Source organism: Stenotrophomonas maltophilia complex sp. Om-AH-Sm3 (assembly GCF_059337855.1).
This window is the reverse complement of the sequence record NZ_JBYBLQ010000007.1, coordinates 195,193-216,527: the sequence shown is the minus strand read 5'-3', so window position 1 is coordinate 216,527 and position 21,335 is coordinate 195,193. Positions and strand designations below refer to the sequence as shown.

The 21,335-nt window shown below is 67.4% G+C and carries 19 protein-coding genes; 2 read left to right on the top strand and 17 right to left on the bottom strand.

What is annotated here, in order from left to right:
* Nucleotides 1-40 precede the first annotated feature (40 nt).
* Genes AC10QF_RS11150 through AC10QF_RS11140 form a run of 3 tightly spaced genes read right to left on the bottom strand, consistent with a single transcriptional unit; the run spans nucleotide 41 to nucleotide 2,161 of the window.
* Nucleotides 41-604 (bottom strand): hypothetical protein, encoded by a 564-nt coding sequence (locus tag AC10QF_RS11150; protein WP_069139291.1) that lies wholly within the window; start codon nucleotides 602-604, stop codon nucleotides 41-43.
* On the bottom strand, nucleotides 601-1,803 hold the full coding sequence (locus AC10QF_RS11145) for a M56 family metallopeptidase (protein WP_494542205.1): 1,203 nt from the start codon (nucleotides 1,801-1,803) through the stop codon (nucleotides 601-603). Before AC10QF_RS11145 ends, AC10QF_RS11150 begins: the two co-directional genes overlap by 4 nt.
* The gene (locus AC10QF_RS11140; protein WP_111128041.1) at nucleotides 1,796-2,161 is read right to left on the bottom strand and encodes a BlaI/MecI/CopY family transcriptional regulator; all 366 of its coding nucleotides are present in this window, start codon (nucleotides 2,159-2,161) and stop codon (nucleotides 1,796-1,798) included. The genes AC10QF_RS11145 and AC10QF_RS11140 overlap by 8 nt, the downstream gene beginning before the upstream one ends.
* 118 nt (nucleotides 2,162-2,279) lie before the next feature.
* Between AC10QF_RS11140 and AC10QF_RS11135 the strand changes: the two genes are divergently transcribed.
* Nucleotides 2,280-2,837 (top strand): flavin reductase family protein, encoded by a 558-nt coding sequence (locus tag AC10QF_RS11135; protein WP_494542204.1) that lies wholly within the window; start codon nucleotides 2,280-2,282, stop codon nucleotides 2,835-2,837.
* 34 nt (nucleotides 2,838-2,871) lie between these two features.
* Nucleotides 2,872-4,824 (top strand): acetyl-CoA hydrolase/transferase C-terminal domain-containing protein, encoded by a 1,953-nt coding sequence (locus AC10QF_RS11130; protein ID WP_494542203.1) that lies wholly within the window; start codon nucleotides 2,872-2,874, stop codon nucleotides 4,822-4,824.
* 128 nt (nucleotides 4,825-4,952) lie between these two features.
* On the opposite strand, the gene tkt is transcribed toward AC10QF_RS11130, so the two are convergent.
* The 14 genes from tkt to AC10QF_RS11060 form a co-directional block, all read right to left on the bottom strand.
* Nucleotides 4,953-6,950: a transketolase gene (tkt, locus tag AC10QF_RS11125; protein WP_494542202.1), complete on the bottom strand. Its 1,998-nt coding sequence runs from the start codon at nucleotides 6,948-6,950 to the stop codon at nucleotides 4,953-4,955.
* A gap of 126 nt (nucleotides 6,951-7,076) precedes the next feature.
* Complete coding sequence (locus AC10QF_RS11120) at nucleotides 7,077-7,499, bottom strand: hypothetical protein (protein ID WP_235646784.1); 423 nt, start codon at nucleotides 7,497-7,499, stop codon at nucleotides 7,077-7,079.
* A 77-nt stretch (nucleotides 7,500-7,576) separates the two neighbouring features.
* Nucleotides 7,577-8,896 carry a dicarboxylate/amino acid:cation symporter gene (locus AC10QF_RS11115; RefSeq protein ID WP_005418900.1) on the bottom strand — a complete coding sequence of 440 codons (1,320 nt, stop codon included), beginning with the start codon at nucleotides 8,894-8,896 and terminating at the stop codon, nucleotides 7,577-7,579.
* A 57-nt stretch (nucleotides 8,897-8,953) separates the two neighbouring features.
* Nucleotides 8,954-10,669 carry a BatD family protein gene (locus AC10QF_RS11110; RefSeq protein ID WP_494542201.1) on the bottom strand — a complete coding sequence of 572 codons (1,716 nt, stop codon included), beginning with the start codon at nucleotides 10,667-10,669 and terminating at the stop codon, nucleotides 8,954-8,956.
* Nucleotides 10,666-12,489 carry a VWA domain-containing protein gene (locus AC10QF_RS11105; RefSeq protein ID WP_494542200.1) on the bottom strand — a complete coding sequence of 608 codons (1,824 nt, stop codon included), beginning with the start codon at nucleotides 12,487-12,489 and terminating at the stop codon, nucleotides 10,666-10,668. Before AC10QF_RS11105 ends, AC10QF_RS11110 begins: the two co-directional genes overlap by 4 nt.
* Nucleotides 12,486-13,490: a vWA domain-containing protein gene (locus tag AC10QF_RS11100; RefSeq protein WP_494542199.1), complete on the bottom strand. Its 1,005-nt coding sequence runs from the start codon at nucleotides 13,488-13,490 to the stop codon at nucleotides 12,486-12,488. The genes AC10QF_RS11105 and AC10QF_RS11100 overlap by 4 nt, the downstream gene beginning before the upstream one ends.
* Entirely contained in the window at nucleotides 13,487-13,936 is a 450-nt protein-coding gene (locus AC10QF_RS11095; protein WP_005418904.1) for a DUF4381 family protein, read from the bottom strand. The genes AC10QF_RS11100 and AC10QF_RS11095 overlap by 4 nt, the downstream gene beginning before the upstream one ends.
* Nucleotides 13,933-14,862, bottom strand: a complete 930-nt coding sequence (locus tag AC10QF_RS11090) for a DUF58 domain-containing protein (RefSeq protein ID WP_095379233.1) — start codon at nucleotides 14,860-14,862, stop codon at nucleotides 13,933-13,935. Before AC10QF_RS11090 ends, AC10QF_RS11095 begins: the two co-directional genes overlap by 4 nt.
* Before the next feature lie 8 nt (nucleotides 14,863-14,870).
* Nucleotides 14,871-15,896, bottom strand: coding sequence for an AAA family ATPase (locus AC10QF_RS11085; RefSeq protein ID WP_005418911.1), 1,026 nt, complete (start codon nucleotides 15,894-15,896; stop codon nucleotides 14,871-14,873).
* Nucleotides 15,897-16,069: 173 nt separating this feature from the next.
* A complete protein-coding gene (locus tag AC10QF_RS11080; protein WP_138952622.1) occupies nucleotides 16,070-18,040 on the bottom strand; it encodes a type IV pilus secretin PilQ in 1,971 nt (656 codons plus the stop codon).
* A 21-nt stretch (nucleotides 18,041-18,061) separates the two neighbouring features.
* Nucleotides 18,062-18,595: a pilus assembly protein PilP gene (locus AC10QF_RS11075; RefSeq protein ID WP_005418914.1), complete on the bottom strand. Its 534-nt coding sequence runs from the start codon at nucleotides 18,593-18,595 to the stop codon at nucleotides 18,062-18,064.
* Nucleotides 18,595-19,251, bottom strand: coding sequence for a type IV pilus inner membrane component PilO (locus AC10QF_RS11070; protein ID WP_005418916.1), 657 nt, complete (start codon nucleotides 19,249-19,251; stop codon nucleotides 18,595-18,597). The genes AC10QF_RS11075 and AC10QF_RS11070 overlap by 1 nt, the downstream gene beginning before the upstream one ends.
* The gene (locus tag AC10QF_RS11065; protein ID WP_111178309.1) at nucleotides 19,248-20,132 is read right to left on the bottom strand and encodes a PilN domain-containing protein; all 885 of its coding nucleotides are present in this window, start codon (nucleotides 20,130-20,132) and stop codon (nucleotides 19,248-19,250) included. Before AC10QF_RS11065 ends, AC10QF_RS11070 begins: the two co-directional genes overlap by 4 nt.
* Nucleotides 20,132-21,190, bottom strand: a complete 1,059-nt coding sequence (locus tag AC10QF_RS11060) for a pilus assembly protein PilM (RefSeq protein ID WP_010484061.1) — start codon at nucleotides 21,188-21,190, stop codon at nucleotides 20,132-20,134. The genes AC10QF_RS11065 and AC10QF_RS11060 overlap by 1 nt, the downstream gene beginning before the upstream one ends.
* Between the last annotated feature and the right edge of the window lie 145 nt (nucleotides 21,191-21,335).

Genomic DNA, 21,335 nt, shown 5'->3' with positions numbered 1-21,335 from the left:
GAGCCCGGCGCCATCGGTTTCCATCACGGACCGCGAGCGTTCATTTTCCCTGCGTGCGCACCACATGCTGGCCCTTCACGATCTCGAAGGTGAAGGCGTACTGCAGGGTGACCGCCACCGGCTCGACCCGTTCGGCGCCCCGGCAGTCACCGCGGTCGGCAGGCACCTTGCCAGCCGCGAAGTGGCAGACCGCTGCGGACGAGTACTTCCACATCGCCACGGCCTCCTGCGCAGCCTGCAGCAGGGGCGCATTCTCGCCCGCAGCACCTGCCGCGCACTCCGGGCGATCGGTCAATGGCAGGCTGCGCTCGACGACGCCGTTGGCATCAACCACCACCTGCAGGCAGATCGTGGTCGGCGCCAGTTCCGCACGCGGGTCACGATCGCCGACCTCCGGGTCCGGTGCCGCGTACAACTGCGGCATCCGGTAGCCCTCGGTCGCACCCAGCGAATACGCCTGCAACTGCCCACTGCCACCGCCCGCCTGCGGCTGCAGTCGCTGGTGGCCGACATTCTCGCTGCGGGTGTGCACGGTGGCCAGCCGTTCCTGGCTCGCACACCCCATCATCAGCGCCGCCACCACGAGCAGCGGCGCGGACTTCACTGGGCGTCCTCGCTGTTGTCCATCGCAAAGGTGATCGGAATCTTCACTGCGCCTGCCACCGGCTTGCCGTTCTTCATCGCCGGCCGATAGGTCCAGCTGCGCGCTGCGGTGATCGACACCGCGTCGAACACGCCCGGATTGGTGGCACTGAGCACCCTGACATCGGTGGGTTGGCCGCTGGCATCCACTTCCACGCGCAGGTTCACCACGCCCACCTGGCGCTCCTCGACCGCGGATTTCGGATAGGAAGGCGGTGGCATCTTGACGACCTGGATCTCCCGATCCATGACCGCCGCTGCCGGGCGGCCAGCCATCGCATCGCCCTGGCTGGCCCACGCTACTGCGCCCATTCCCAGGCACAACCCGACGACCAGCACCTGCCCCGATACCCACGGCAATGCCTTCCGCTTGGACTGCTTCAACATGGCGATACGCTCCTTCAACACGGGTTGGCTGCGCCAATGGCAGACCGCTGGCGCAACCGGGTGGACCAGCTGCGCCTTCAGCAGCGTGCTGGCGTAAAGCCCGCGCAGCGCAGGCTGCGGGGCGATGGTGCGGGCATCGCAGGCCAGTTCCTGGTCGCGCAGGAAGCAGCGTGCGGCCCAGGGCACCAGCGGGTGGAACCAGAACACGGCACGCATAAGCAGCAACGCACCATTGGCCCAGTGATCGCCATTGCGGCGGTGGCTGCGCTCGTGCAGCAGGATCAGGCTCTGTTCCTGCGCGCTGAACTGCTGATCGAAGTCAGGACCGACCACGATGCGCGGCCGCCACAACCCGACCAGCGCTGGCAGGCCGGGGTCGCCACTGGCCTGCCAGCTGCCATCGGTGCGCGGCGTCAGCTGGCCCATGCGCCGTTCGAAGCGACGCTGCGCGCGCAGGTCGCGCAACAGGCAGGCACCTGCGCCCGTCGCCCACAGCGCCGCCAACAGCCCACCCCATGGCAGCGACGGCCGGCTCAGCGCATCGATGGCACCGGGCATCACTTTCAGCGGCAACGTCGGTACCTGCTGCAACAGCGCAGCCTGTGGCAACGGCAGCAGCAAGGTCACCAGCAGCATCGGCAACAACCACCAGCTGCGATAAGCCAGTCCAGCGCCCCCCATCCACACCAGCAGCGGTCGCAGCACGGCCAGCAGGATCACCCCCATGGCCAGCCACACGCTGGCCTGCCACAGTCCACCGAGCAGCTCAGTCATGGTCCAGCTCCTGGATCAGCTTCTTCAGTTCGGCGATGTCCTGTGCGCTCAACTGGCCGCGTTCGCTGAAGTGCGCGACCAGCGGCGCCACGCGCCCTTCGAAGACACGGCCGATGAAGTCCTGGCTCTGCGCCTCCACCCACACCTGGCGCTGCAACAGCGGGCGATACAGATAGCGCCGGCCATCGCGCTCGGCGGCGATCGCGCCCTTGGTCAGCAGGCGGTTGAGCAGGGTCTTGATGGTCGGCTCGGCCCAGTCGCGGTGGGCCAGCGCGGCCACCACGTCATCGGCACTACGCGGTGCCTGCTGCCACAGCACCTCCATCACAACGGCTTCGGCTTCGCTGATCGGGGTCATGATTTACATCCGTAATCGACATCTCGATTACGCGCGTAATCGAACCGGCTGTCAAGCCCCTCGACTCCGGATTCATCGGCTTTGCGCCAGCATCGAGCCCTCCCGGCCGAGGCCTCGGATGAAAGCGCTTCCCAAGAAGGAATTCCCGGTCGAGCAGGCCCGCCGCTTCCTCGAACCCGGCCCGATCGTGCTGGTCAGCACCGCCTGGCGCGGCCAGCACAACCTGATGACGATGGGCTGGCACATGGTGATGGGCTTCTCGCCGTCACTGGTCGCCACCTACCTGTGGAATGAAAACCACAGCCATGCACTGGCCGTCGGCAGTGGCGAGTGCGTGATCAACGTACCCGGCGTGGAACTGCTCGATACCGTGGTGGACATCGGCAACTGCAGCGGCCGCGAGGTCGACAAGTTCGCCCATTTCGGGCTCGATGCGCTGCCCGCGCGCGAGGTCGGTGCGCCGCTGGTCGGGCAATGCCACTCGAACTTCGAATGCCGGTTGTACGACGACAGCCAGGTGGCGTCGAGCAACCTGTTCATCTGGGAGATCGTGCGCGCCCATGTTGCGTCCCGGCCGAAACTGCCGCGCACGGTGCATTACCGCGGCGACGGGCAGTTCATGGTGTCCGGCGTGGAAGTCTCGCGTCGACGGCGGTTCAAGCCCGACATGCTGTAATGCCCGCACTCCCCCGCACGCAGGACCGCCACGCATGACCGAACACCTCACCGACCTGGACGCCGCCGTCGACTGGTTGTTAGCGCGCGTGGACGGGCCGCTGCGGATCGGGGCACCGCTGGCGCTGGGCAAGCCACATCGGCTGCTCAACGCCCTGTATGCGCGCGTCGAGCACGATCCCTCACGGCCGCTGCAGCTGTATACCGCGCTGTCGTTGAATCCGCCGAAGGCGCGTGGCAACGGCCTGGAGGCACGCTTCCTGGCGCCGTTTGCGCAGCGCCACTTCGGCGACGATTTCCCGCGCCTGGCCTATGCCGATGCGATCGCGCGCGACGCGTTGCCAGCGCACGTGCAGGTGGAAGAGTTCTACATGCAGTCCGGCGCCCTGCTCGGTTCGCGGCAGGCGCAATCCAGCTATACCAGCCTGAACTACACCCACGCCGCCGATGCGGTCGCTCAGCGCGCACCGCAGGTGATCGTGCAGAAGGTGGCGATGCGGCCGAATGACCGCCGGCTTTCGCTGTCGTGCAACAACGACATCACCCAGGACACGCTCGATGCGATGACCGCGCGCGGCCTGCCGCGCCCGTTGCTGATCGCCGAGATCGATCCGCAGCTGCCCTACCTGGCCGGCTCGGCGACGGTCGATGTGTCGTTCTTCGATCTGGTGATCACCCCACCGCCACCGTACCCGGCGCTGTTCGGGCTGCCGCGGCAGCCGGTCGGCGATGCCGACTACGCCATCGGCCTGTATGCCAGCACCCTGGTGCGCGACGGCGGCACCCTGCAGATCGGCATCGGCACGCTGGCCGACGCGCTCAGCCATGCGCTGGTGCTGCGCCACACCGACAACGCGCGCTATCGCCGCGTGCTGCATGCACTTGATCCGCAGCTGGCCAGCCACCCGCTGGTGCAGGAGATCGGCGGCGTGGACCCGTTCGAAGTGGGACTGTACGGCTGCAGCGAGATGCTCAACGAGGGCTTCCGCAGGCTGGTGCAGACCGGGGTGATCAAGCGCAAGGTGCACGACGACCTGGCGCTGATGCAACGCATCGAAAATGGCAGCACGCTGTCCATCGACCATGCCACCCTGGCCGCCGAAGGCGAGTACCTGCACGGTGCGTTCTACCTGGGCTCACCGGAGTTCTACGAGTGGCTGCGCACGCTGCCGGAAGACGAATGCCGTGCGATCGGCATGCGCCGCATCAGCGTGATCAACCAGCTGTATGGCGGTAACGAGGCACTGGAGCGCCTGCAGCGCCGCCATGCGCGTTTCTTCAATTCCTGCATGATGGCTACCGCGCTCGGCGCGGCGGTGTCGGACGCGCTGGACGATGGACGCGTGGTGTCCGGCGTGGGCGGCCAGTACAACTTCGTGGCGATGGCACATGCCCTGCCGGAAGCACGCAGCGTGCTGATGTTCCGTGCCGCACGCGATGACAAGGGCCACCGGGAATCGAACGTGCGCTGGAACTACGGCCACACCACCATCCCGCGCCACCTGCGCGACATTTACCTCAACGAGTACGGCATCGCCGATCTGCGCGGCCTGACCGACGAAGACTGCGTGCATGCGATGACCGCGATCACCGAAGCGCCCTTCCAGGGCGATCTGCTGCAGCAGGCACACGCCTCGCGCAAGCTGCTGGCGGCGTCCCAGCCCGACCCGCAGCGCCAGCAGCGCAACACGCCACAGGCACTGGCCGCGGCACTGGCCCCATTCCGTGCCGATGGCAGCCTGCCGGACTACCCGCTGGGCAGCGACTTCAACGAGATCGAGCAGGTACTGGTCAAAGCGCTGGCGTGGCTGAAGGCCAACACGCAGTCCCGCAGCGACAAGCTGCGCACCGTCTGGGCAGCGCTGCGGCAACCGGCCGGCGACGGCGATGCCGTGTACCTGCAGCGCATGGGCCTGCAGGCACCGAAAGACTTCGCCGAACGCCTGGACGCGCGGCTGCTGCGGCTGGCGCTGGCGCGTACCGCCTGAGAAAAAGGGGACGGAGGGAATTAAGTCGTTTGTGCACAAACGACTTAATTCCCTCCGTCCCCTTTTTCTTCCGGCAACGAGAAAGGCCGGCTTGCGCCGGCCTTTCCTTTGTTGCGCCGAGAGGCTGCTTACAGCGCCTTGGCGGCCTCCACCACGTGCGCCGTGGTGATGCCGAAGTGCTTGTACAGCTGGTCGGCCGGGGCCGAGGCACCGAAGGTGTCGATACCGATCACGGCGCCGTCCAGGCCGACGAACTGGCGCCAGAAACCGGTGACGCCAGCTTCCACGGCCACGCGCTTGCGCACCGCGTTCGGCAGCACCGATTCACGGTAGGCCGCATCCTGGCGCAGGAACACGTCGGTGGACGGCATCGAGACCACGCGGGTCTTGATACCGGCCGCATCCAGCTGGGCCTTGGCTTCGGTAGCCAGCGAGACTTCCGAGCCCGTGGCGATCAGGATCACGTCCGGGGTACCGGCGGCATCGGCCAGCACGTAACCGCCGCGCTCGATCTGCTTGATCTGCTCGGCGCTGCGCGGCTGGTGCGGCAGGTTCTGGCGGCTGAACACCATGCAGCTCGGGCCGTCCTGGCGGGTGATCGCGGCCTTCCAGCTCACCGCCGACTCGACCGCATCGCACGGACGCCACACGTCGTTGTTCGGGATGTAGCGCAGCGAAGCCAGGTGCTCCACCGGCTGGTGGGTCGGGCCGTCTTCGCCCAGGCCGATCGAGTCGTGGGTATAGACGTGGATGGCGTGGGCCGGGATCAGCGCGCTCATGCGCACGCCGTTGCGAGCGTAGTCGCTGAACACCAGGAAGGTGGCGTCGAACGGAATGAAACCACCGTGCAGGGCCAGGCCGTTGGCAATGGCGGTCATGCCGAACTCGCGCACACCGTAGTACACGTAGTTGGCGTTGGCGTCGTCGCTGGCAACCGACGTGCTGCCCTTCCACAGGGTCAGGTTGGAGTGCGCCAGGTCGGCCGAACCACCGACGATTTCCGGCAGCAGCGGCGCATAGGCTTCGATGGCCAGCTGCGAGGCCTTGCGCGAGGCGATCGTCGGGCCTTCGGCGGCCACCTGGGCGATGTAGGCATCGGCCTTGGCAACGAAGTCGGCCGGCAGCTCGCCGTGCGAGCGGCGGGTCAGCTCGGACGCCTCAGCCGGATACTGGCTGGCGTACTTGTCGAACAGTTGCTCCCACTCGGCCTGGCGCAGGGTGCCGGCGCCATTGGCGCGCCAGCCATCGTAGATCGCCTGCGGGATCTCGAACGGGCCGTATTCCCAGCCCAGTTGCTTGCGGGTGGCTTCCAGCTCGTCCTTGCCCAACGGGGCACCGTGGCTGGATTCCTTGCCCGCCTTGTTCGGCGAACCGAAGCCGATGGTGGTGCGGCAGCAGATCAGGGTCGGCTTGTCGCTCTGCGACAGCGCGGCCTCGATGCCGGCCTTGATGCTTTCCGGGTCATGGCCATCGACGTCGCGCACCACGTTCCAGCCGTAGGCCTCGAAACGCTCCGGAGTGTTGTCGGTGAACCAGCCCTCGACGTTGCCGTCGATGGAGATGTGGTTGTTGTCCCAGAAGCAGACCAGCTTGTGCAGGCCCCAGGTACCGGCCAGCGAGGCGGCTTCGTGCGACACGCCTTCCATCAGGCAGCCATCACCCATGAACACCCAGGTGCGGTGGTCGACCACTTCCAGCTCCGGGCGGTTGAAGCGCTGTGCCAGCAGCTTCTCGGCCAGGGCGAAGCCCACGGCATTGGCGAAACCCTGGCCCAGCGGGCCGGTGGTGGTTTCCACGCCCGGGGTCTCGTGGCGCTCCGGGTGGCCGGCGGTGTGGCTGCCCAGCTGGCGGAACAGCTTGAGCTGCTCGATCGGCAGGTCGTAACCGCTCAGGTGCAGCAGCGCATACTGCAGCATCGAACCGTGGCCGTTGGACAGCACGAAACGGTCGCGGTTGAACCAGTGCGGGTTGCTCGGGTTATGGCGGAGGTAGTCGTTCCAGAGGACTTCGGCGATGTCGGCCATGCCCATGGGCATGCCGGGGTGGCCGGACTTTGCGGTTTCAACCGCATCGGCGGCGAGGAAGCGGATGGCGTTGGCCAACTGGCGACGGGTAGGCTGCGTCATGGTTCTGTCGGAATCGGGAGGCGGCCGCGGACGTGCGGGCGGCCTATTGTCCCACAGACGCGGGGCCGGGTTCAGGCGTAGGACCAGATCCCTTGCCAGTGAAAGGGATCTGGTCCCGCCAACCCCTTACTTGGGCGCGGCAGCCTCGATCACGCCACACATCGACTTCTTCTGGAAGTCCTCGCCAGTGGCGTAGGTGGCCGGGGTGGTCTTGGTCACGGTGATCTTGGAACCCTTGCCCTCGGCTTCAACCAGCACGTTCCACGGCAGGGTGGTCTGGCTACCATTGAACTGGACGTTCTGTTCCAGGGTCAGCATGCCCAGGTCCTTGTCCACGCTGGCCACCTTCAGGCCCGACTTCACGCCCTCGATCTGGATACGCTTGAGAGCGTCGGCCGGGGTAACGTTGGGCACCACGTCCCAGGTGGTGAAGGTGCGCCCCGCGAAGAAGCTGCCGGTCTTGGTGTAGTTGGTTTCACAGGCCTTCTGGGCACTGGCGTCGAAAGCCAGCAGGCCCAGGGCGGCGACCATCACGTACGAAATCCTCATTTCTGCTCCCTTTCGCACGGCGCCAATCCCGACGCCTTCCATGCGTCGGGATAGTATCCATGGCATTCAGGGCGCGTTCAATCGAGGGGCGTGCCCAGCGCCGGTCCGTCATGCGACTCGCCCTTGGCCACCAGCGTGGTCAGAGCCAGGTCGCCGGTCACGTTCAGGGCGGTACGGCACATGTCCAGGAAGTGGTTCACGCCCAGGATCAGGCCGATGCCCAGCGGATTCACACCGACCATCGCGCAGATCATCGCCACCACCGGCAGCGAGCCCGACGGCACACCAGCAGTGCCGATGCCGCCGAGGATGCAGACCGCCATCACCATGATCTGCTGGCCAATGCTCAGGTCCACGCCAAAGAACTGGGCCAGGAAGATCACCGTCACGCCCTCGAACAGCGCGGTGCCGTTCTGGTTGGCGGTGGCGCCCACGGTCAGCACGAAGCGCGACACGCGCTGCGGCAGGCCCATCTGGTCGGCCACGCGCAGTGCGGTCGGCAGGGTCGCGTTGCTGGAGGCGGTGGAGAACGCCATCACCGTCGCTTCCTGGGTATCGCGGAAGAACGACAGCGGCGAGCGGCCAGACAGCCATACGGCAGTACCGTAGGTCACGACCATGTGCAGGCCGAGCGCCAGCACCACCACGCCCACGTAGGCGCCCAAGCGGATGATCAGCTCGAAGCCGAACAGCGCGGCCAGGTTGAACATGAAGCAGGCCACCGCATAGGGGGCCAAGCGGATGACCAGGTTGATCAGGGTCATCGAGATTTCAAACACGCCTTCGATGGCGCGGCGCAGCGGGGCGACCTTCTCGTTGTCGGTCAGCACCATGCCGATGCCGAACATCAGCGCGAAGAACATCAGCGACAGGATCGCACCGTTGTCCGACGCGGCCTGCAGCACGTTGCTCGGCACGATCGACAGCAGCATGTCCATGCCCTTCGGCGTGCCATGGATGCCAGCGACGATTTCCTTGCTGCGCTCGGCGTTCTCCGACAGCATCATGGCGGCGACCTGCGGATCGACGCCCGCGCCCGGCTTGAGCAGGTTGACCAGCACCAGGCCGATGCCCACGGCAATGCCGGACAGCAGCACGGTATACGCCAGGGTCTTCCAGCCGATGCGGCCGAGGGCGCGGATGTCGCCCATCTCCGATACGCCCATGATCAGCGCCGAGAAGATCAGCGGCACGATCAGCATGAAGATCAGGTTGAGGAACAGGCCCGACGCCGGGGTGGTGACGTAGTCCATGACCCACTTGGCACCGGCCTGCAGACCATCGACGCTGCCGCCCAGGGCGTGCACGATCAGTCCCAGGACCAGGCCGATCGCAAAGCCGATGCCCATCTTCCAATGCAGGGGCAACTTCTTCTTGTCGGCAGCAGCTGCTGTCATACGCGGGTTTCCTCGAAAAATGAATGCACTCTAACAAAGCGCGCAAGCGGCGCCGGTTCAGGTTCGCCGCGTTGGATACAACGGCGCCAGGCCAGTTTCGGCGGTGCCCTTAGCCGCCGACCAGTGCGGTCCGTCACGGAAGACCTCGCGCAGGCGCGTGCGCAAAGGGGCCAGTTCGCCCTGCCCGCCCCAGCGCGCCTGCTGCAGGTCCAGCAACACCTGGCGCTGGGCCGGGTCATCCAGCCGGGCGATGACCTGCTCGATGCGTTTCACGCCGGCCATCGCACACAGCCGTGCCTCCACCTGGTCGAAGCCTTCACCATCCAGCGCACGGCGCAGTTCGGCCAAGCCGGCACGCCCGCTCACCACGGTCGGCACAGAGGGCGTGCCGGCTGCAGGCGCCGCCACACGCGGGCGTCGGCCTCGCTGCCAGCCCCACAACAGGGTCAGCAGCCACAGCAGCGCCAGGCCAATGGCCGCCGCCATCCATGGCCACGGTCGCTCGGACAGGCCGCTGGCGCGTGGATCGGTCGCGGCGATACGCGCATCCTGTCCATCGCTGCCGGGCAGCGCGGCAGCGGTGTCGATCGGTGGCAGCGCTGCCGGCGAGGCAGTGGCGGCGCCGGTACCGGCCGCAACGGCCAGCGTCAGGTCCGGCAGCTTCGCTTCCTGTGCCTTGCCGTTGCGCACATCCCACCAGGGCAGGCGTGGTCCCGGCACCACCAGCGAACCCGGCTGGCGCGGCACGATCGAATAGCGGCGGGTGATCTTCAGGCGCGGCGTGCTGCCGTTGAAGGTCTCTTCGTACTGTGCCGGTTCGGCAAACACCTGCGCTGCGTTGCCGACATCGGGGACCGGCAGGTCGGTGAACTGTGCTCGGGTGGCGCCTTCGGCAACCGCTTCGACCACCACGTTGGCTGCCTCGCCGGTACGGGCACTGGTGGGCGCGCTGGTGTAGCGCAGCTGCAGGCTCTGCAGGGGCAACCACGGCTGCGGCGCCTGTGCCGGCTGTGCCTGCACCTGCAACGTGCGGTCTGCGCCAGTGGCATTCATGCGGCCATCGCCGCCCCCGAAGAAGTCATCGAAGAAACCTCCGGCGCTGCGCCCGCTGAAACGCGCACCGGACAGCCGCAACGTGCCGCTGCGCTCGGGGATCAGCAGGAAACGTCGTTCGACCACGTTGTAGCGGCGCCCGTTGACCTGGCGCACATCTGTGCGGTCGTCGCCAACGCGCTGCAACGACGCGCCCGCCGGGGTATCCAGCACCAGCTCGCCGGAGGCCAGCTGCGAGGCGAAATACAACCGCACCACCACGCCCACGCTCTGCTGCACGTACGGCGTATCGTCATCGACAACGGTTTCGATGAAGGCCATCGCATTGCTGTCAGGTCCGGCCACGGCGGCCGCATCGACCTGCAGCGTCAGCGGCGCAGTGCGCACACTGCCCACCTGCAGGCCCGGTACCACCAGCGCACCACTGCGCCGCGGCGTCAGCGCCACGCCATACAGGTTGCGCTGCTGCATGCTGCCATTGCTCCATTCCACCTGGCGGCTGCTGGTCTGGCCGCTCAGGTCGAAGTCGGTGCGCAATGGCGTGAAGTCGGGAGCGCCCTGATCGCTCTCGACATTGAGGGTGACCGTATCACCCATCGCGATGCGGTCGCGGTCCAGCCAGGCGCGTGGTTGCGCCCAGGCCAGCAGCGGCAGCCACAGCAACAGCGCCGCCAGTACCGGCCGTGACCAGTGCCCGTGCATGTTGATCGCCCGCGTCATCGCCCTTCCCTCTTCCTGCGTTCGTTTTCCAGCTGGAACTTGGCCCGCAGCAGCGCGCCCGGATCATCCGGCACACGCCGCATCCACGCTTCCACCGCCTGTTGCTCCTCGCGCTCGCGCGGCGTGCGGCCCTCCCCCCCCGGTACGGGTTTGCCGTCCTTGCCAGCCTCGCCCTCGCGTGCCTGCTGCATCGCCTGCTGCATGCGCTGGCGCTGCTGCTCATCGGCCTGGGCCTGTGCCTTGGCATCCTCCACCTGTGGTGGCGCCTGCTGGCCATCGCGGCCGCGCTCGCCGGGCTGCGGGCTCGACGGGTTCTTGTCGTCACCCGCCTTGGGCTGCCCCTGCTGGCCCTGGCCGGGATTCTGCTGGCCCTGCTGCGGCTTCTGGCCCTGCGGGTTCTGCTGGCCCGGGGCATCGTTCTGCTGCTTCTGCTGCCCGTTCTGCGGTGGCTTCTGCTGATCCTGGCCTTTGCCACCCGACTGCCTGCGCTTGCGCGCGGCATCGACCACGGCACGGTTGGCGACCGCATCGGCCATGCCGGGATGCAACGCCAGCGCGCGGTCGTAGGCGGCGATCGCTTCGTCGTAGTTGCCTTCGCGTGCCAGCGTGTTGGCCAGGTTGTACCAGCCGGCATCGCTGTCGATACCCTCGAACTGCCTGCGCGCAGTGGCGAAGTCGCCCTTGCGGTAAGCCTGGACCCCCTCGGCCAGGCGCTGATGCTGCGCCTGGTCGTTACGCTTCCACAGCGTGCCCTGCGCGGGTTGCGAGGCCTGCGTCGCAGGTGCCTGCGCCTGCGCGTCATTCATCCATGGCACGAGGCCGACCGCGAGCACCGCGGCCAGCAGCGCACGACGGCGGAAGGCCAGCAATGCCAGCAGCATCACCGGCGGCAGCAGCCAGAAGCCTTCGTCACGCCACTGCTTGCCTTCGCCCGGCCGCTGCGCCGCCGTGCCTTCGCGCGCGTCGAGTACACCGAGCGCACGCAGATCGCTGTCATCGGCGGAGATGCGTGCATAGCGGCCGCCGCCTGCAGTGGCCACCGCGCGCAGGCTGCCCTCATCCAGCGCAGCCTGGCGGATCTGCCCGCTGCCATCGCGGTAGGCCGCACCGGCAGGCGTGCCCAGGCCCAGCACCGACACCTGCAGGCCCAGGCTGCGTGCCTGCGCTGCCGCCAGTGCAGCTTCACCATCCGCCTGGTCGCTGACCAGCAGGATCTGCCCCTGCAGCGCACCAATCTGCCGCATCAGCCGTGTTGCCCAGTCGATGCCGCGGTCGGCACGCTGGCCATCACGCGGCATCACGTCCGGCGACAGCGCATCCAGATACAGCGCGACGTTGCTGCCGTCGTCGGTCAGCGGCGCCACGGTGTAGGCATCATCGGCATACACCACCAGTCCCACCTGCCCGCCCTGGCGCGCGCGCAGCAGCTCGCCCACTTTCGCGCGCGCCTGCAGCAGGCGCGACGGTGGCAGATCGGTTGCGCTGATCCGGCTGGACAGGTCCAGTACCACCAGCAGTGGTGCGCTGGCCTGGAACATCGGCTGCGCCTGCTGCCGCCAGCTCGGCCCGGCCATCGCCAGCGATGCCAGTGTCCAGCCCAGCAGCAGCGCCCATGGCAGGCGCACGCGACGCTTCGCGCCGGCGGCCAGCAGATGTGGCAACAGATGTGCATCCACCGCCTGCCGCCACGCATCACTGCGCCGTTGCCGGTACAGCGCCAACGCGATGATCAGCGGCAGCGCCAGCAGTGCCCACAACCAGGCGGGCCGCAGGAAGTGCAGCGCGTTCCAGTCGGGAAGACTCGAAGCAAACGCGATCATCGGCGACGCTCCGGCCACAGCCATGCCAATGCGCCCAGCAGCAATGCCAGGGCCAATGGCCACGCATAGCGTTCCTCGCGAGGGCGCAGGCTCGGGCCCTTTGCGGCCACTGGCTCCAGGCGATCGAGCTCGGCGTAGATCCCGGCCAGCTGCGCGGTATCACGCGCGCGGAAGAACTGGCCGCCGGTCATGCTGGCGATCTTCTTCAGGGTGGCCTCATCGACCGGATCCTGGTCGGTGGAAATCGGAATGCCGAACAACCGCATGCTGCCATCGCCACCAAATGCAACCGTGTGGATGCGCACGCCCTCGGCACGCGCGACTTCCGCAGCGCGCAGCGGTTCCAGCACACCGGCATTGCTGACACCATCGGTCAGCAGGATCAGCACGCGCTGTCCCTCCGGCTGACTGCGCAGGCGCTTCACCGCCAGGCCGATGGCATCCCCGATGGCGGTCTCGCGCCCGGCCAGCCCGACCACGCTGTCGCGCAGCTGGTCGCGCACGCTGGCCAGGTCCGCAGTCAGCGGCGTGAGCGTGTAGGCGCGGTCACCGAAGATCAGCAGGCCGACGCGGTCGCCGGCACGACGATCCAGGAAGTCGGCCAGCACGGCCTTGGCCGCAGTGAGGCGATCGACCGCCTGGCCGCCCAGTACCATGTCGCCCTCGCCCATGCTGCCGGACACATCCATCGCCAGCATCATCTGCCGCCCCTGCTGCGGCGGGGTGATGGCTTCGCCCAGCTGCTGCGGTCGTGCCAGCGCGATGCACAGTGCACACCAGCCCAGCCACAGCAGCAGCGTGCGCAGCCACGACGCGTCAACACGGCCGCCACCAGACAGGGCTTCGAGCTCGGCGGCAGCATAGGGCACACGCAGTGCGGCGCCGGGTTCTGCACGGCGCTTCCACCAGCGCATCAGCAGCGGCATCGGGAGGGCCAGCAGGGCCAGCGGCCACGCCAGCTGCAGGTCCGGCCATGGCCAGTAACTTGCCAGCGGGTTCATCGGCGCCGCTCCAGCAGCATTGCCAGATAGCGTTCGCGGGCCCAGCTGCGCACAGCGGCCACGTCGTTGCTGTCGACGCGCGGGCGATACGCGCCTTCGGCCAACAGGCTGCGGCGCGCATCGGGCAACGTGCCCTGCGGGTCCAGGCGTTGCCACCAGGCGTCATCGCGCAGTGATTCGCTGCCCGGCTTCGCATGGCGTGCGGCACGGCGCAGCAGTCCGGCGATGGCCGCCAGTTCGGCCGTAGCGTCGGGGGCGATTGCCAGTTCCTGATCGAACAGCTGCAACCAGCGCTGGCGGCGGCGGCGACGTCGCCACATCACCACGGCGATCACCAGCAGCAACAGCACGACCACCGCGCCGATCATCAGGTAACCAGGGGCTGGCGGCCACCATGACGGTGCTGGCGGCAGCTGCACATCGCGCAACGGCAGCGCGGCGCTCATGCCGGCACCTCGGTCGGCGACGGCGCCAGCCAGGCGTCGCTGGGCGCATCGGTAGACAGCACCTGTACGTCGACACGGCGTGCGCCGAGCTGGCGCCGAAGTTCCTGCAGCGGCTCGACAAAGTGCGCCTGCCAGTGCGCCTGCACTTCGCTGCGGCGCAGGTCGAGGCCGATGCGCTGCTGCGCGGTCTGGAACTGCAACGCCGCCGACGGTGGCCGCAGCTCCAGTGGATCGACCAGCAGCACCAGGCTGAGGTCGTGATGCTGGGCCAGCGCGCTCCAGCGCGCGGGCGGAATGCGGATGGCCTGCTGCGGATCGGCCAGCACCAGCATGCGTGCCCCCGGGCGCAGCACGCGACCGGCATGGTCCAGCGCGCGCTCCAGGCCCAGATCGTCGGCTGGCGGCTGTGCGTACCAGCGGGTCAGCGCGTCGAGCACGCGCAGCACGCCGCGTGGCCCACCTGCCGGAGCGATCGGCGCTTCGCGGTCGCTGCCACGCAATGCGCCCACGCGGTCGCCACGGCGCTGCGCCGACCACGCGGCAACAGCACCGGCGCGTGCGGCCTGCACCGATTTGAAGCGCACGCGGGTGCCGAAGTACAGCGCCGGCGAGGTATCGGCCACGATCAGGCTGACCCGTTCGCGTTCGGCCTGGAACAGTTTGGTATGGGCGCGACCGGTGCGCGCCGTCACACGCCAATCGATGTGGCGCGCGTCGTCGCCGGCCACGTATTCGCGCGACTCGGCGTACTCCATGCCGCGGCCGCGCAGCGGGGACGGTGCCTGGCCCGCGTTGCCGGTGCGGCCACGGCGCGGCGGCGGCGGACGCTGTGCCAGCCGGCGCAGCGCGACCAGTTCGGCCAGCTGCGGGCGCAGCCCGTCACCTTCGAGCGCAGACGGTGCCTGTTCCACGGATGGATCGGTCATGCGCAGGCTCAGGGTGCCGGCACCCGGGCCAGCAGCTCCTGCACCAGGCGCTCGCCGTCCCAGCCTTCGGCGGTGGCTTCATAGCTGGGCAGCACGCGATGGCGCAGCACGTCGGCGGCGACCGCGCGCACATCGTCGGGCGTGACGAAGTCACGGCCAGCCAACCACGCCCGCGCGCGGGCGCAGCGTTCCAGTGCGATGGAACCGCGCGGGCTTGCCCCCCATGCGATGCGGCGGCCGAGGCCGGCGTCGTAGCGCGATGGATCGCGCGAGGCCAGCACCAGTTCGATCAGGTAGCGTTCCAGTGCCGGTGCCATGTGCAGGTCCAGCACTTCGCGGCGGGCGTCGAAGACGTCCTGCATCGGCATCTTGTCCGGCGCCGGCGCGGCCTCGCCCAATGCGCCACGGGCACGCTCACGGGCCAGCCGCAGGATCTCCGATTCGGCGGCCTGGTCCGGGTAACCGATGCGCACATGCATCAGGAAGCGGTCCAGCTGCGCTTCCGGCAGCGGGAAGGTACCTTCCTGCTCGATCGGGTTCTGCGTGGCCATCACCAGGAACAGCGGCGGCAGCGCATAGGTATGGCGGCCAACCGTGACCTGGCGCTCGCCCATGGCTTCCAGCAGCGCCGACTGCACCTTGGCCGGCGCACGGTTGATCTCGTCGGCCAGCAGGATCGGGTGGAAGATCGGGCCAGGCACGAACTCGAAGCGGCCCTCCTGAGGGCGCCAGATCTCGGTGCCGGTGAGGTCGGCCGGCAGCAGGTCGGGGGTGAACTGCACGCGGGCAAAGTCTGCTTCCAGGCGCGAGGCCAGTGCACGGATCGCCGTGGTCTTGGCCAGGCCCGGCGCGCCCTCCACCAGCAGGTGGCCGTCGGCCAGCAACGCGATCAGCAGGCGTTCGACCAGGGCCGCCTGGCCGACGATCTCGGTCGACAACGCATCGCGCAGCTGGGTGAATGCCGCATGCAGGCGGGAGGTTGCCGGCGCGGGCGGCGGCGAGACAGTTTCGGGCATCGGCGGTGGCAGGTTCATGGGGGCCTTTGACCGGCGCAGGACGGCACGGGTTCCCGACATCATCGCAGGGTGCCTTGCGATTGGCATCAAGAACGGCTGAACAGCGCATCCGCGCATGGCGTGGATCTACCGGCGGAAACGAGGAAGGGCCGCACAGGGCGGCCCTTCTTCGAAGACTTCGGAGCGGTGGCTCAGTTCTGCTTGGCCACGCGCAGCACCTTCGGGGTGACGAACACCAGCAGTTCGGCCTTGTCCTTGTTGCGGCCGCGCTTCTTGAACAGGTTGCCCAGGAACGGCACGTCGCCCAGGAACGGCACCTTGCTGATGCTGTTGCGATCGGTGAACTCGTAGACACCACCGATCACCACGGTCTGCCCGTCCTCGACCAGCACCGCGGTATTGACTTCGCGGCGGTTGATCGACGGCACGGTGCCGTAGCCCTCCAGCTGGATCAGCTGGTCGACTTCGTCCTTCTTCACCTGCATGTTGAGGAACACGCGGTTGTCGTTGGTGATGGTCGGAGTGACCTTCAGCTCCAGCACCACTTCCTTGAACTGCACGTTCGGCGTCGCCACGCCGCCAGCGGTACCACCGCTGATGGTGACGTAACCGATCTCCTTGCCCTGCTTGATCATCGCTTCGCGCTGGTTGGTGGTGACCACGCGCGGGTTGGAGATCACCTCGCCTCGCGATTCCTGCTGCATGGCCGACAGTTCCACGTCCAGCAGGTAGCCGGCATTGAGGATCGACAGTGCCAGCGAACCCGGGTTGCTGGCAGCGGCCACCGGCAGGTTCCAGTTCAGGCCACGGGTGATCGCCGAGCCGGACTTCACCGGCGGCGGGCCGACCCGGCCACCGGCTTCCCAGTCACGCTCGGCCTTGGCGTTGGCCAGGTCTGTTGCGACCTGCGACTTGCGGGTCTCGGCATTGGCATCCAGGCTGCCGCTGAAGTACACGTTGTCACGGCTGCCGCTGACACCGAACTTCGCACCCAGTTCGCGGGCGAAGGTATCAGTGGCGATGACGATGCGGCTTTCGATCAGCACCTGGTCGACCGGGCGGTCGATCACGTTGATCAGCTCGCGCATGCGCGCGATCTTCTTCGGGATGTCGCTGATCATCAGCGTGTTGGTGCGCTCGTCGGCCACGATGCGGCCGCGCGAGGACAGGAAGCCACTGTCTTCCTGCGACGAGCTGCCCGAACCACCACCGCTGCCACCACCGCCACTGCCACCGATGCCCTTGGCCTCGGTCAGCGCTTTGAAGATCTGCGTGGCGCTGTGGTAGTTGATCTGGATGTAGTCGGTCTGCAGGTCTTCGCGGTTCTCGATGGCGATGCGCGCGTCTTCCTTCTCCTGCTCGAACTTGGCCAGTTCGGCCTGCGGCGCCACCCAGATCACGCTGCCGTCGCGACGCTTGTCCAGGCCCTTGGCGCGCAGCACGATGTCCAGCGCCTGGTCCCACGGCACATTGACCAGGCGCAGGGTCACATTGCCCTGCACCGAGTCGGACGCAACCACGTTCAGGTTGGACTCCTCGGCGATCAACTGCAGTACGGTGCGCACCGGCACGTCCTGGAAGTTGAAGGTCACCGGCTTGCCGGTGAAGCCGCGCTGGCCGACGGCCTTGGCCGCCTGGGTGACGCTGCCGGCGGTGACCGCGCCGACGGCGGCCTGGGCCTGCCGCGGGCTGATCTCGACCACGTACTCGTTGCCGCTCTGGTAGGCCAGCGACTCCACTGCACCGCCGGTGCTCAGCACCAGCTGGGTGCCGGCACCGGACGGCTTGGCGTCGATGCGCTGTACCGGCGTGGCGAAGTCGGTGACGTTCATCGGCTTCTGCAGGTTGGCCGGCAGTCGGGCATTGCCGACGTCGACCACCACGCTGTTGCCCTGCGTGCGCAGGTCAGGAATCGCGCCCTGCCCGTCGAACTGCACGATCAGGCGCCCGGCGCCGTCATCGCCACGCTTGAAATCGATCTTGGCCACCGACAGGCCTGCCGGCGCAGCGGCCGGTACCACGGTGGCGCCCACCGGCTTTTCCGCCGGTGCGGCAGCCAGCGCCGGAGCGCAGGCCAGCATCAGCGCGACTCCCAGCGCGCTGACACGGTTCAAGGTAGAGCGCCGGATGGGACGCAGCCCCTTGGCTTGGTGAAAGGTCATCGTGCTATCCCCAGTAAACGATCATTGATCTTCAAGCGAGAGCGTTGCCGGCCGTTCCAGCCAGCCACCCGCGCCATCCGGCACCAGTTCGATCAGCTCCACGCGGTCTTCGAAGACCGCCGTGACCCGCCCGTCGCTCTGCCCCAGGTAACCGCCCGGGCGAACCCGGTAGGTGACCTTGTCCGGCCCCATCACCAGCGCCACGGTGCCTGCACCGGTACCGATGGTGCCGACCATGTCCAGCGCATCCAGCGGGAAGCCTTCCAACGGCTCCTTGCGCCGGTTCGGGTCCGGTCGCAATCCGCCGTTCCCCTGCTGCGGATTGGTCCAGGCATCGGTGAACGGATCGCGCATACCCTGCGCGGAGTATTCAAAGGTCTCGAACTGCTGCATCACCGGCAGCGGCTCCAGCGGTTGCGCCGGTCGCGCGCGCTCGCCTTCCACCCACTTCTCAAGGTTCGGTGCGTCGCCGGGCGTGCTGGTCACGCCACGGCCGCAACCGGCCAGCAGCAGTACAGCCAGCACCATCGCACCACGTACGGTCTGCGCGCGCATCACTTCTTGCCCTCCTTGCCAGCGTCGGCCGCCTGCTGCGCCTGCACTTCGGTCTCGTCCAGGTAACGGTAGGTCTTGACCGTACCGGACAGTTCCAGTGCACCGCTGCGGACGTTGCCGCCGGTCTTTTCCTTGGGCTTGAGGTTGATGTCATGCATGGTCAGGATCACCACCCGCGGCAACGAGGCCACGCCACTGACGAATGCGCCGAACTGGTGGTAACTGCCCACCATGCGCAGCTTGATCGGCTTCTCGGCGTAGAACTCCTTGATCTGCTCCTGCTCCGGCTCGAACAGCTCGTTGGTCAGGCCGCTGGACAGCGCGGTCTGCGAGATGTCGATGATCAGGTCGGGCATTTCGGTCTTGCTCGGCAGCTGCCGCAGCATCTGCTGCAGCACCTGCTCCATCTGCGCCAGCTGCTGCTTCAGCGGCCCCAGGTTCACCGCGCGTTCCTGCTGCTTGGTGAACTCGGTGCGCAGCTCGACTTCCTTCGATTCCAGGCCGGCCAGTTCCTCGCGCTTGCCGCTGATCAGCAGCATCCACGCCACGAACATGATGACCAGCGCCAGCAACGAGCAGAAGACGATCTTGGCCTTCTGCGGCCAGTTGCCGATGTCGTTGAAATCCAGGTTCTTGATGTCGATCTTCTGGCTCATGCGCGGTCCCCCTGCAGCAGCGCATTGAAGGCCTGCGGCGGCTGCGCCAGGCGGCTGCCCTCAGGCTTCGGGGCAGGTGCCGGAGCCGGCGCGGCAGCCGGAGCGGCCGGTTGGTTCGGCTTGGCCGGAGTGGCCGGCGGTGCAGCGGCCGGTGCGGCGGGAGCCGCTGCCGGCTGGCCCGCTGCCGGAGCCGCAGGCGTCGCGGCACCCGGACCTGCGGCCAACGGAGCCACCGGTGCCGGCGCAGCCGTCGCCACCGACCCATCGGCGTTCAGGCCCGGCGTCGCCGAGACCTCTTCGCTCTGTGCCGGCAGTTTCACCTTGACCACGAACACGTAGGGCAGCGCCTTGATGTCGGCCAGCGGACCGACCTTGCCATCCTTGTCCTTCTCCGGGTCACGCGCTTCGATGATCGACAGCTCCGGATTGGTCATCCAGCCGGAGGTCTCCAGGTTGCGCATGTAGGCCGAAACGCGGGCGTTGGACTGGGTGCGGCCTTCCAGCGTCAGCACATCCCCTTCCTGCTTCAGTGCGGTCAGCACCACGCCATCGGGAATGGTGCGCACCAGCGCGTCGAACAGGTGGACCATCTGCGAGCGCTTGGCCTGCAGTTCCTCGATCACCTTCTTGCGGGCCAGCAGGCGTTCCTTCTGCGCGTCGAGGCGATCGATCTCCTTGTTCTGTTCCTTGACCTTCTCGATCTCGGCTTCCAGATAGGCGTTGCGGTCCATCTGGCCGCTCACCTGGCGGTCGTAATAGAACCAGATCATCAGCGACAACAGCAGGCCACCGACAGCGGCCATGCCCAGCATTGCGTAGAACTCGCGTTGGCGTTGCTTGCGCCGTTCGGCGCGCCAAGGCAATAGATTGATGCGTGCCATCAGTCGAAGCTCCTCAGCGCCAGACCGGTCGCGATCATCAGCGCGGGGGCATCCTGGGCCAACGCATGCGCGTTCACCTTCGGCCCCAGGGTCATCTGCGCCAGCGGGTTGGCGACCACGGTCGGCACGCCCAGCTGTTCCTCGACCATCTCCGGCAGGCCACCGAGCACGGCGCAGCCGCCGGCCAGCACGATGTGATCGACGCGGTTGAATTCGCTGCCCGCATAGAAGAACTGCAGCAGGCGGCTGATCTGCTGGACCGTGGCTTCCTTGAACGGCTCCAGCACCTCCATCTCGTAGCTTTCCGGCAGGCCGCCCTGGCGCTTGGCCAGCCCGGCTTCCTCGTAGCTCAGGCCGTAGCGGCGCATGATCTCGTCGGTCAGCTGCTTGCCACCGAACACCTGTTCGCGGCTGTACAGGCTGCGGCCGCCGCGCAGAACGTTGAGGGTGGTCATGGTGGCGCCGATATCGACCAGCGCGACCACGCCCTCGATGGACACCGGCAGCTCGCTGGCGACCAGGGCGTAGGCGTTCTCGACCGCGAAGGCCTCCACGTCCATCACCTTGGCCTGCAGGCCACCCAGTTCCAGGGCCGACTGGCGCAGTTCCACGTTCTCCGAACGCGACGCGGCCAGCAGCACCTGGACCATCTCCGGGTTGTTCGGGATCGCCCCGATCACCTCGAAGTCCAGGTTCACTTCCTCGATCGGGTACGGAATGTAGTTGACCGCTTCCAGCTCGATCTGGGCTTCCATGTCGTTCTCGTCGAGCTCGGCCGGCATCGGGATCACCTTGGTGATCACCGCCGAACCGGCAACGGCGGCAGCGGCCAGCTTGGCCTTGCTCCCCGAGCGGTTCATCGCGCGGCGGATGGCCTCACCCACGGCCTCCACTTCCACGATGTTCTTTTCCACCACCGCATTCGGCGGAAGAGGTTCCACAGCGTAATGTTCCACGCGAAAACGGTTGCCACTGCGGGACAGCTGCAAAAGCTTTACCGCAGTCGAACTGATGTCGACGCCTACAAGCGGCGACTGACTTTTTGGGATGAGCCCCACGGTTTCTCCCCTGCCGACGGGCACTTGGACGCAAGACCTGCGCCCGAGCATTAATAACGTATTCTTAGCAAATGGCAACGGCCCTGCTGTGAAGTTCCTCACGGATTCACGATGCAGCCCCTGACTGTTCCCCTTGCGCTCCCCG

Bases quoted from the DNA above. Each gene is read 5' to 3' on its own strand.
- AC10QF_RS11145 (WP_494542205.1), bottom strand. From the start codon at position 1,803: ATGACTGAGCTGCTCGGTGGACTGTGGCAGGCCAGCGTGTGGCTGGCC.
- AC10QF_RS11140 (WP_111128041.1), bottom strand. From the start codon at position 2,161: ATGACCCCGATCAGCGAAGCCGAAGCCGTTGTGATGGAGGTGCTGTGG.
- AC10QF_RS11135 (WP_494542204.1), top strand. From the start codon at position 2,280: ATGAAAGCGCTTCCCAAGAAGGAATTCCCGGTCGAGCAGGCCCGCCGC.
- AC10QF_RS11130 (WP_494542203.1), top strand. From the start codon at position 2,872: ATGACCGAACACCTCACCGACCTGGACGCCGCCGTCGACTGGTTGTTA.
- tkt (WP_494542202.1), bottom strand. From the start codon at position 6,950: ATGACGCAGCCTACCCGTCGCCAGTTGGCCAACGCCATCCGCTTCCTC.
- AC10QF_RS11120 (WP_235646784.1), bottom strand. From the start codon at position 7,499: ATGAGGATTTCGTACGTGATGGTCGCCGCCCTGGGCCTGCTGGCTTTC.
- AC10QF_RS11115 (WP_005418900.1), bottom strand. From the start codon at position 8,896: ATGACAGCAGCTGCTGCCGACAAGAAGAAGTTGCCCCTGCATTGGAAG.
- AC10QF_RS11110 (WP_494542201.1), bottom strand. From the start codon at position 10,669: ATGACGCGGGCGATCAACATGCACGGGCACTGGTCACGGCCGGTACTG.
- AC10QF_RS11105 (WP_494542200.1), bottom strand. From the start codon at position 12,489: ATGATCGCGTTTGCTTCGAGTCTTCCCGACTGGAACGCGCTGCACTTC.
- AC10QF_RS11100 (WP_494542199.1), bottom strand. From the start codon at position 13,490: ATGAACCCGCTGGCAAGTTACTGGCCATGGCCGGACCTGCAGCTGGCG.
- AC10QF_RS11095 (WP_005418904.1), bottom strand. From the start codon at position 13,936: ATGAGCGCCGCGCTGCCGTTGCGCGATGTGCAGCTGCCGCCAGCACCG.
- AC10QF_RS11090 (WP_095379233.1), bottom strand. From the start codon at position 14,862: ATGACCGATCCATCCGTGGAACAGGCACCGTCTGCGCTCGAAGGTGAC.
- AC10QF_RS11085 (WP_005418911.1), bottom strand. From the start codon at position 15,896: ATGAACCTGCCACCGCCGATGCCCGAAACTGTCTCGCCGCCGCCCGCG.
- AC10QF_RS11080 (WP_138952622.1), bottom strand. From the start codon at position 18,040: ATGACCTTTCACCAAGCCAAGGGGCTGCGTCCCATCCGGCGCTCTACC.
- AC10QF_RS11075 (WP_005418914.1), bottom strand. From the start codon at position 18,595: ATGCGCGCGCAGACCGTACGTGGTGCGATGGTGCTGGCTGTACTGCTG.
- AC10QF_RS11070 (WP_005418916.1), bottom strand. From the start codon at position 19,251: ATGAGCCAGAAGATCGACATCAAGAACCTGGATTTCAACGACATCGGC.
- AC10QF_RS11065 (WP_111178309.1), bottom strand. From the start codon at position 20,132: ATGGCACGCATCAATCTATTGCCTTGGCGCGCCGAACGGCGCAAGCAA.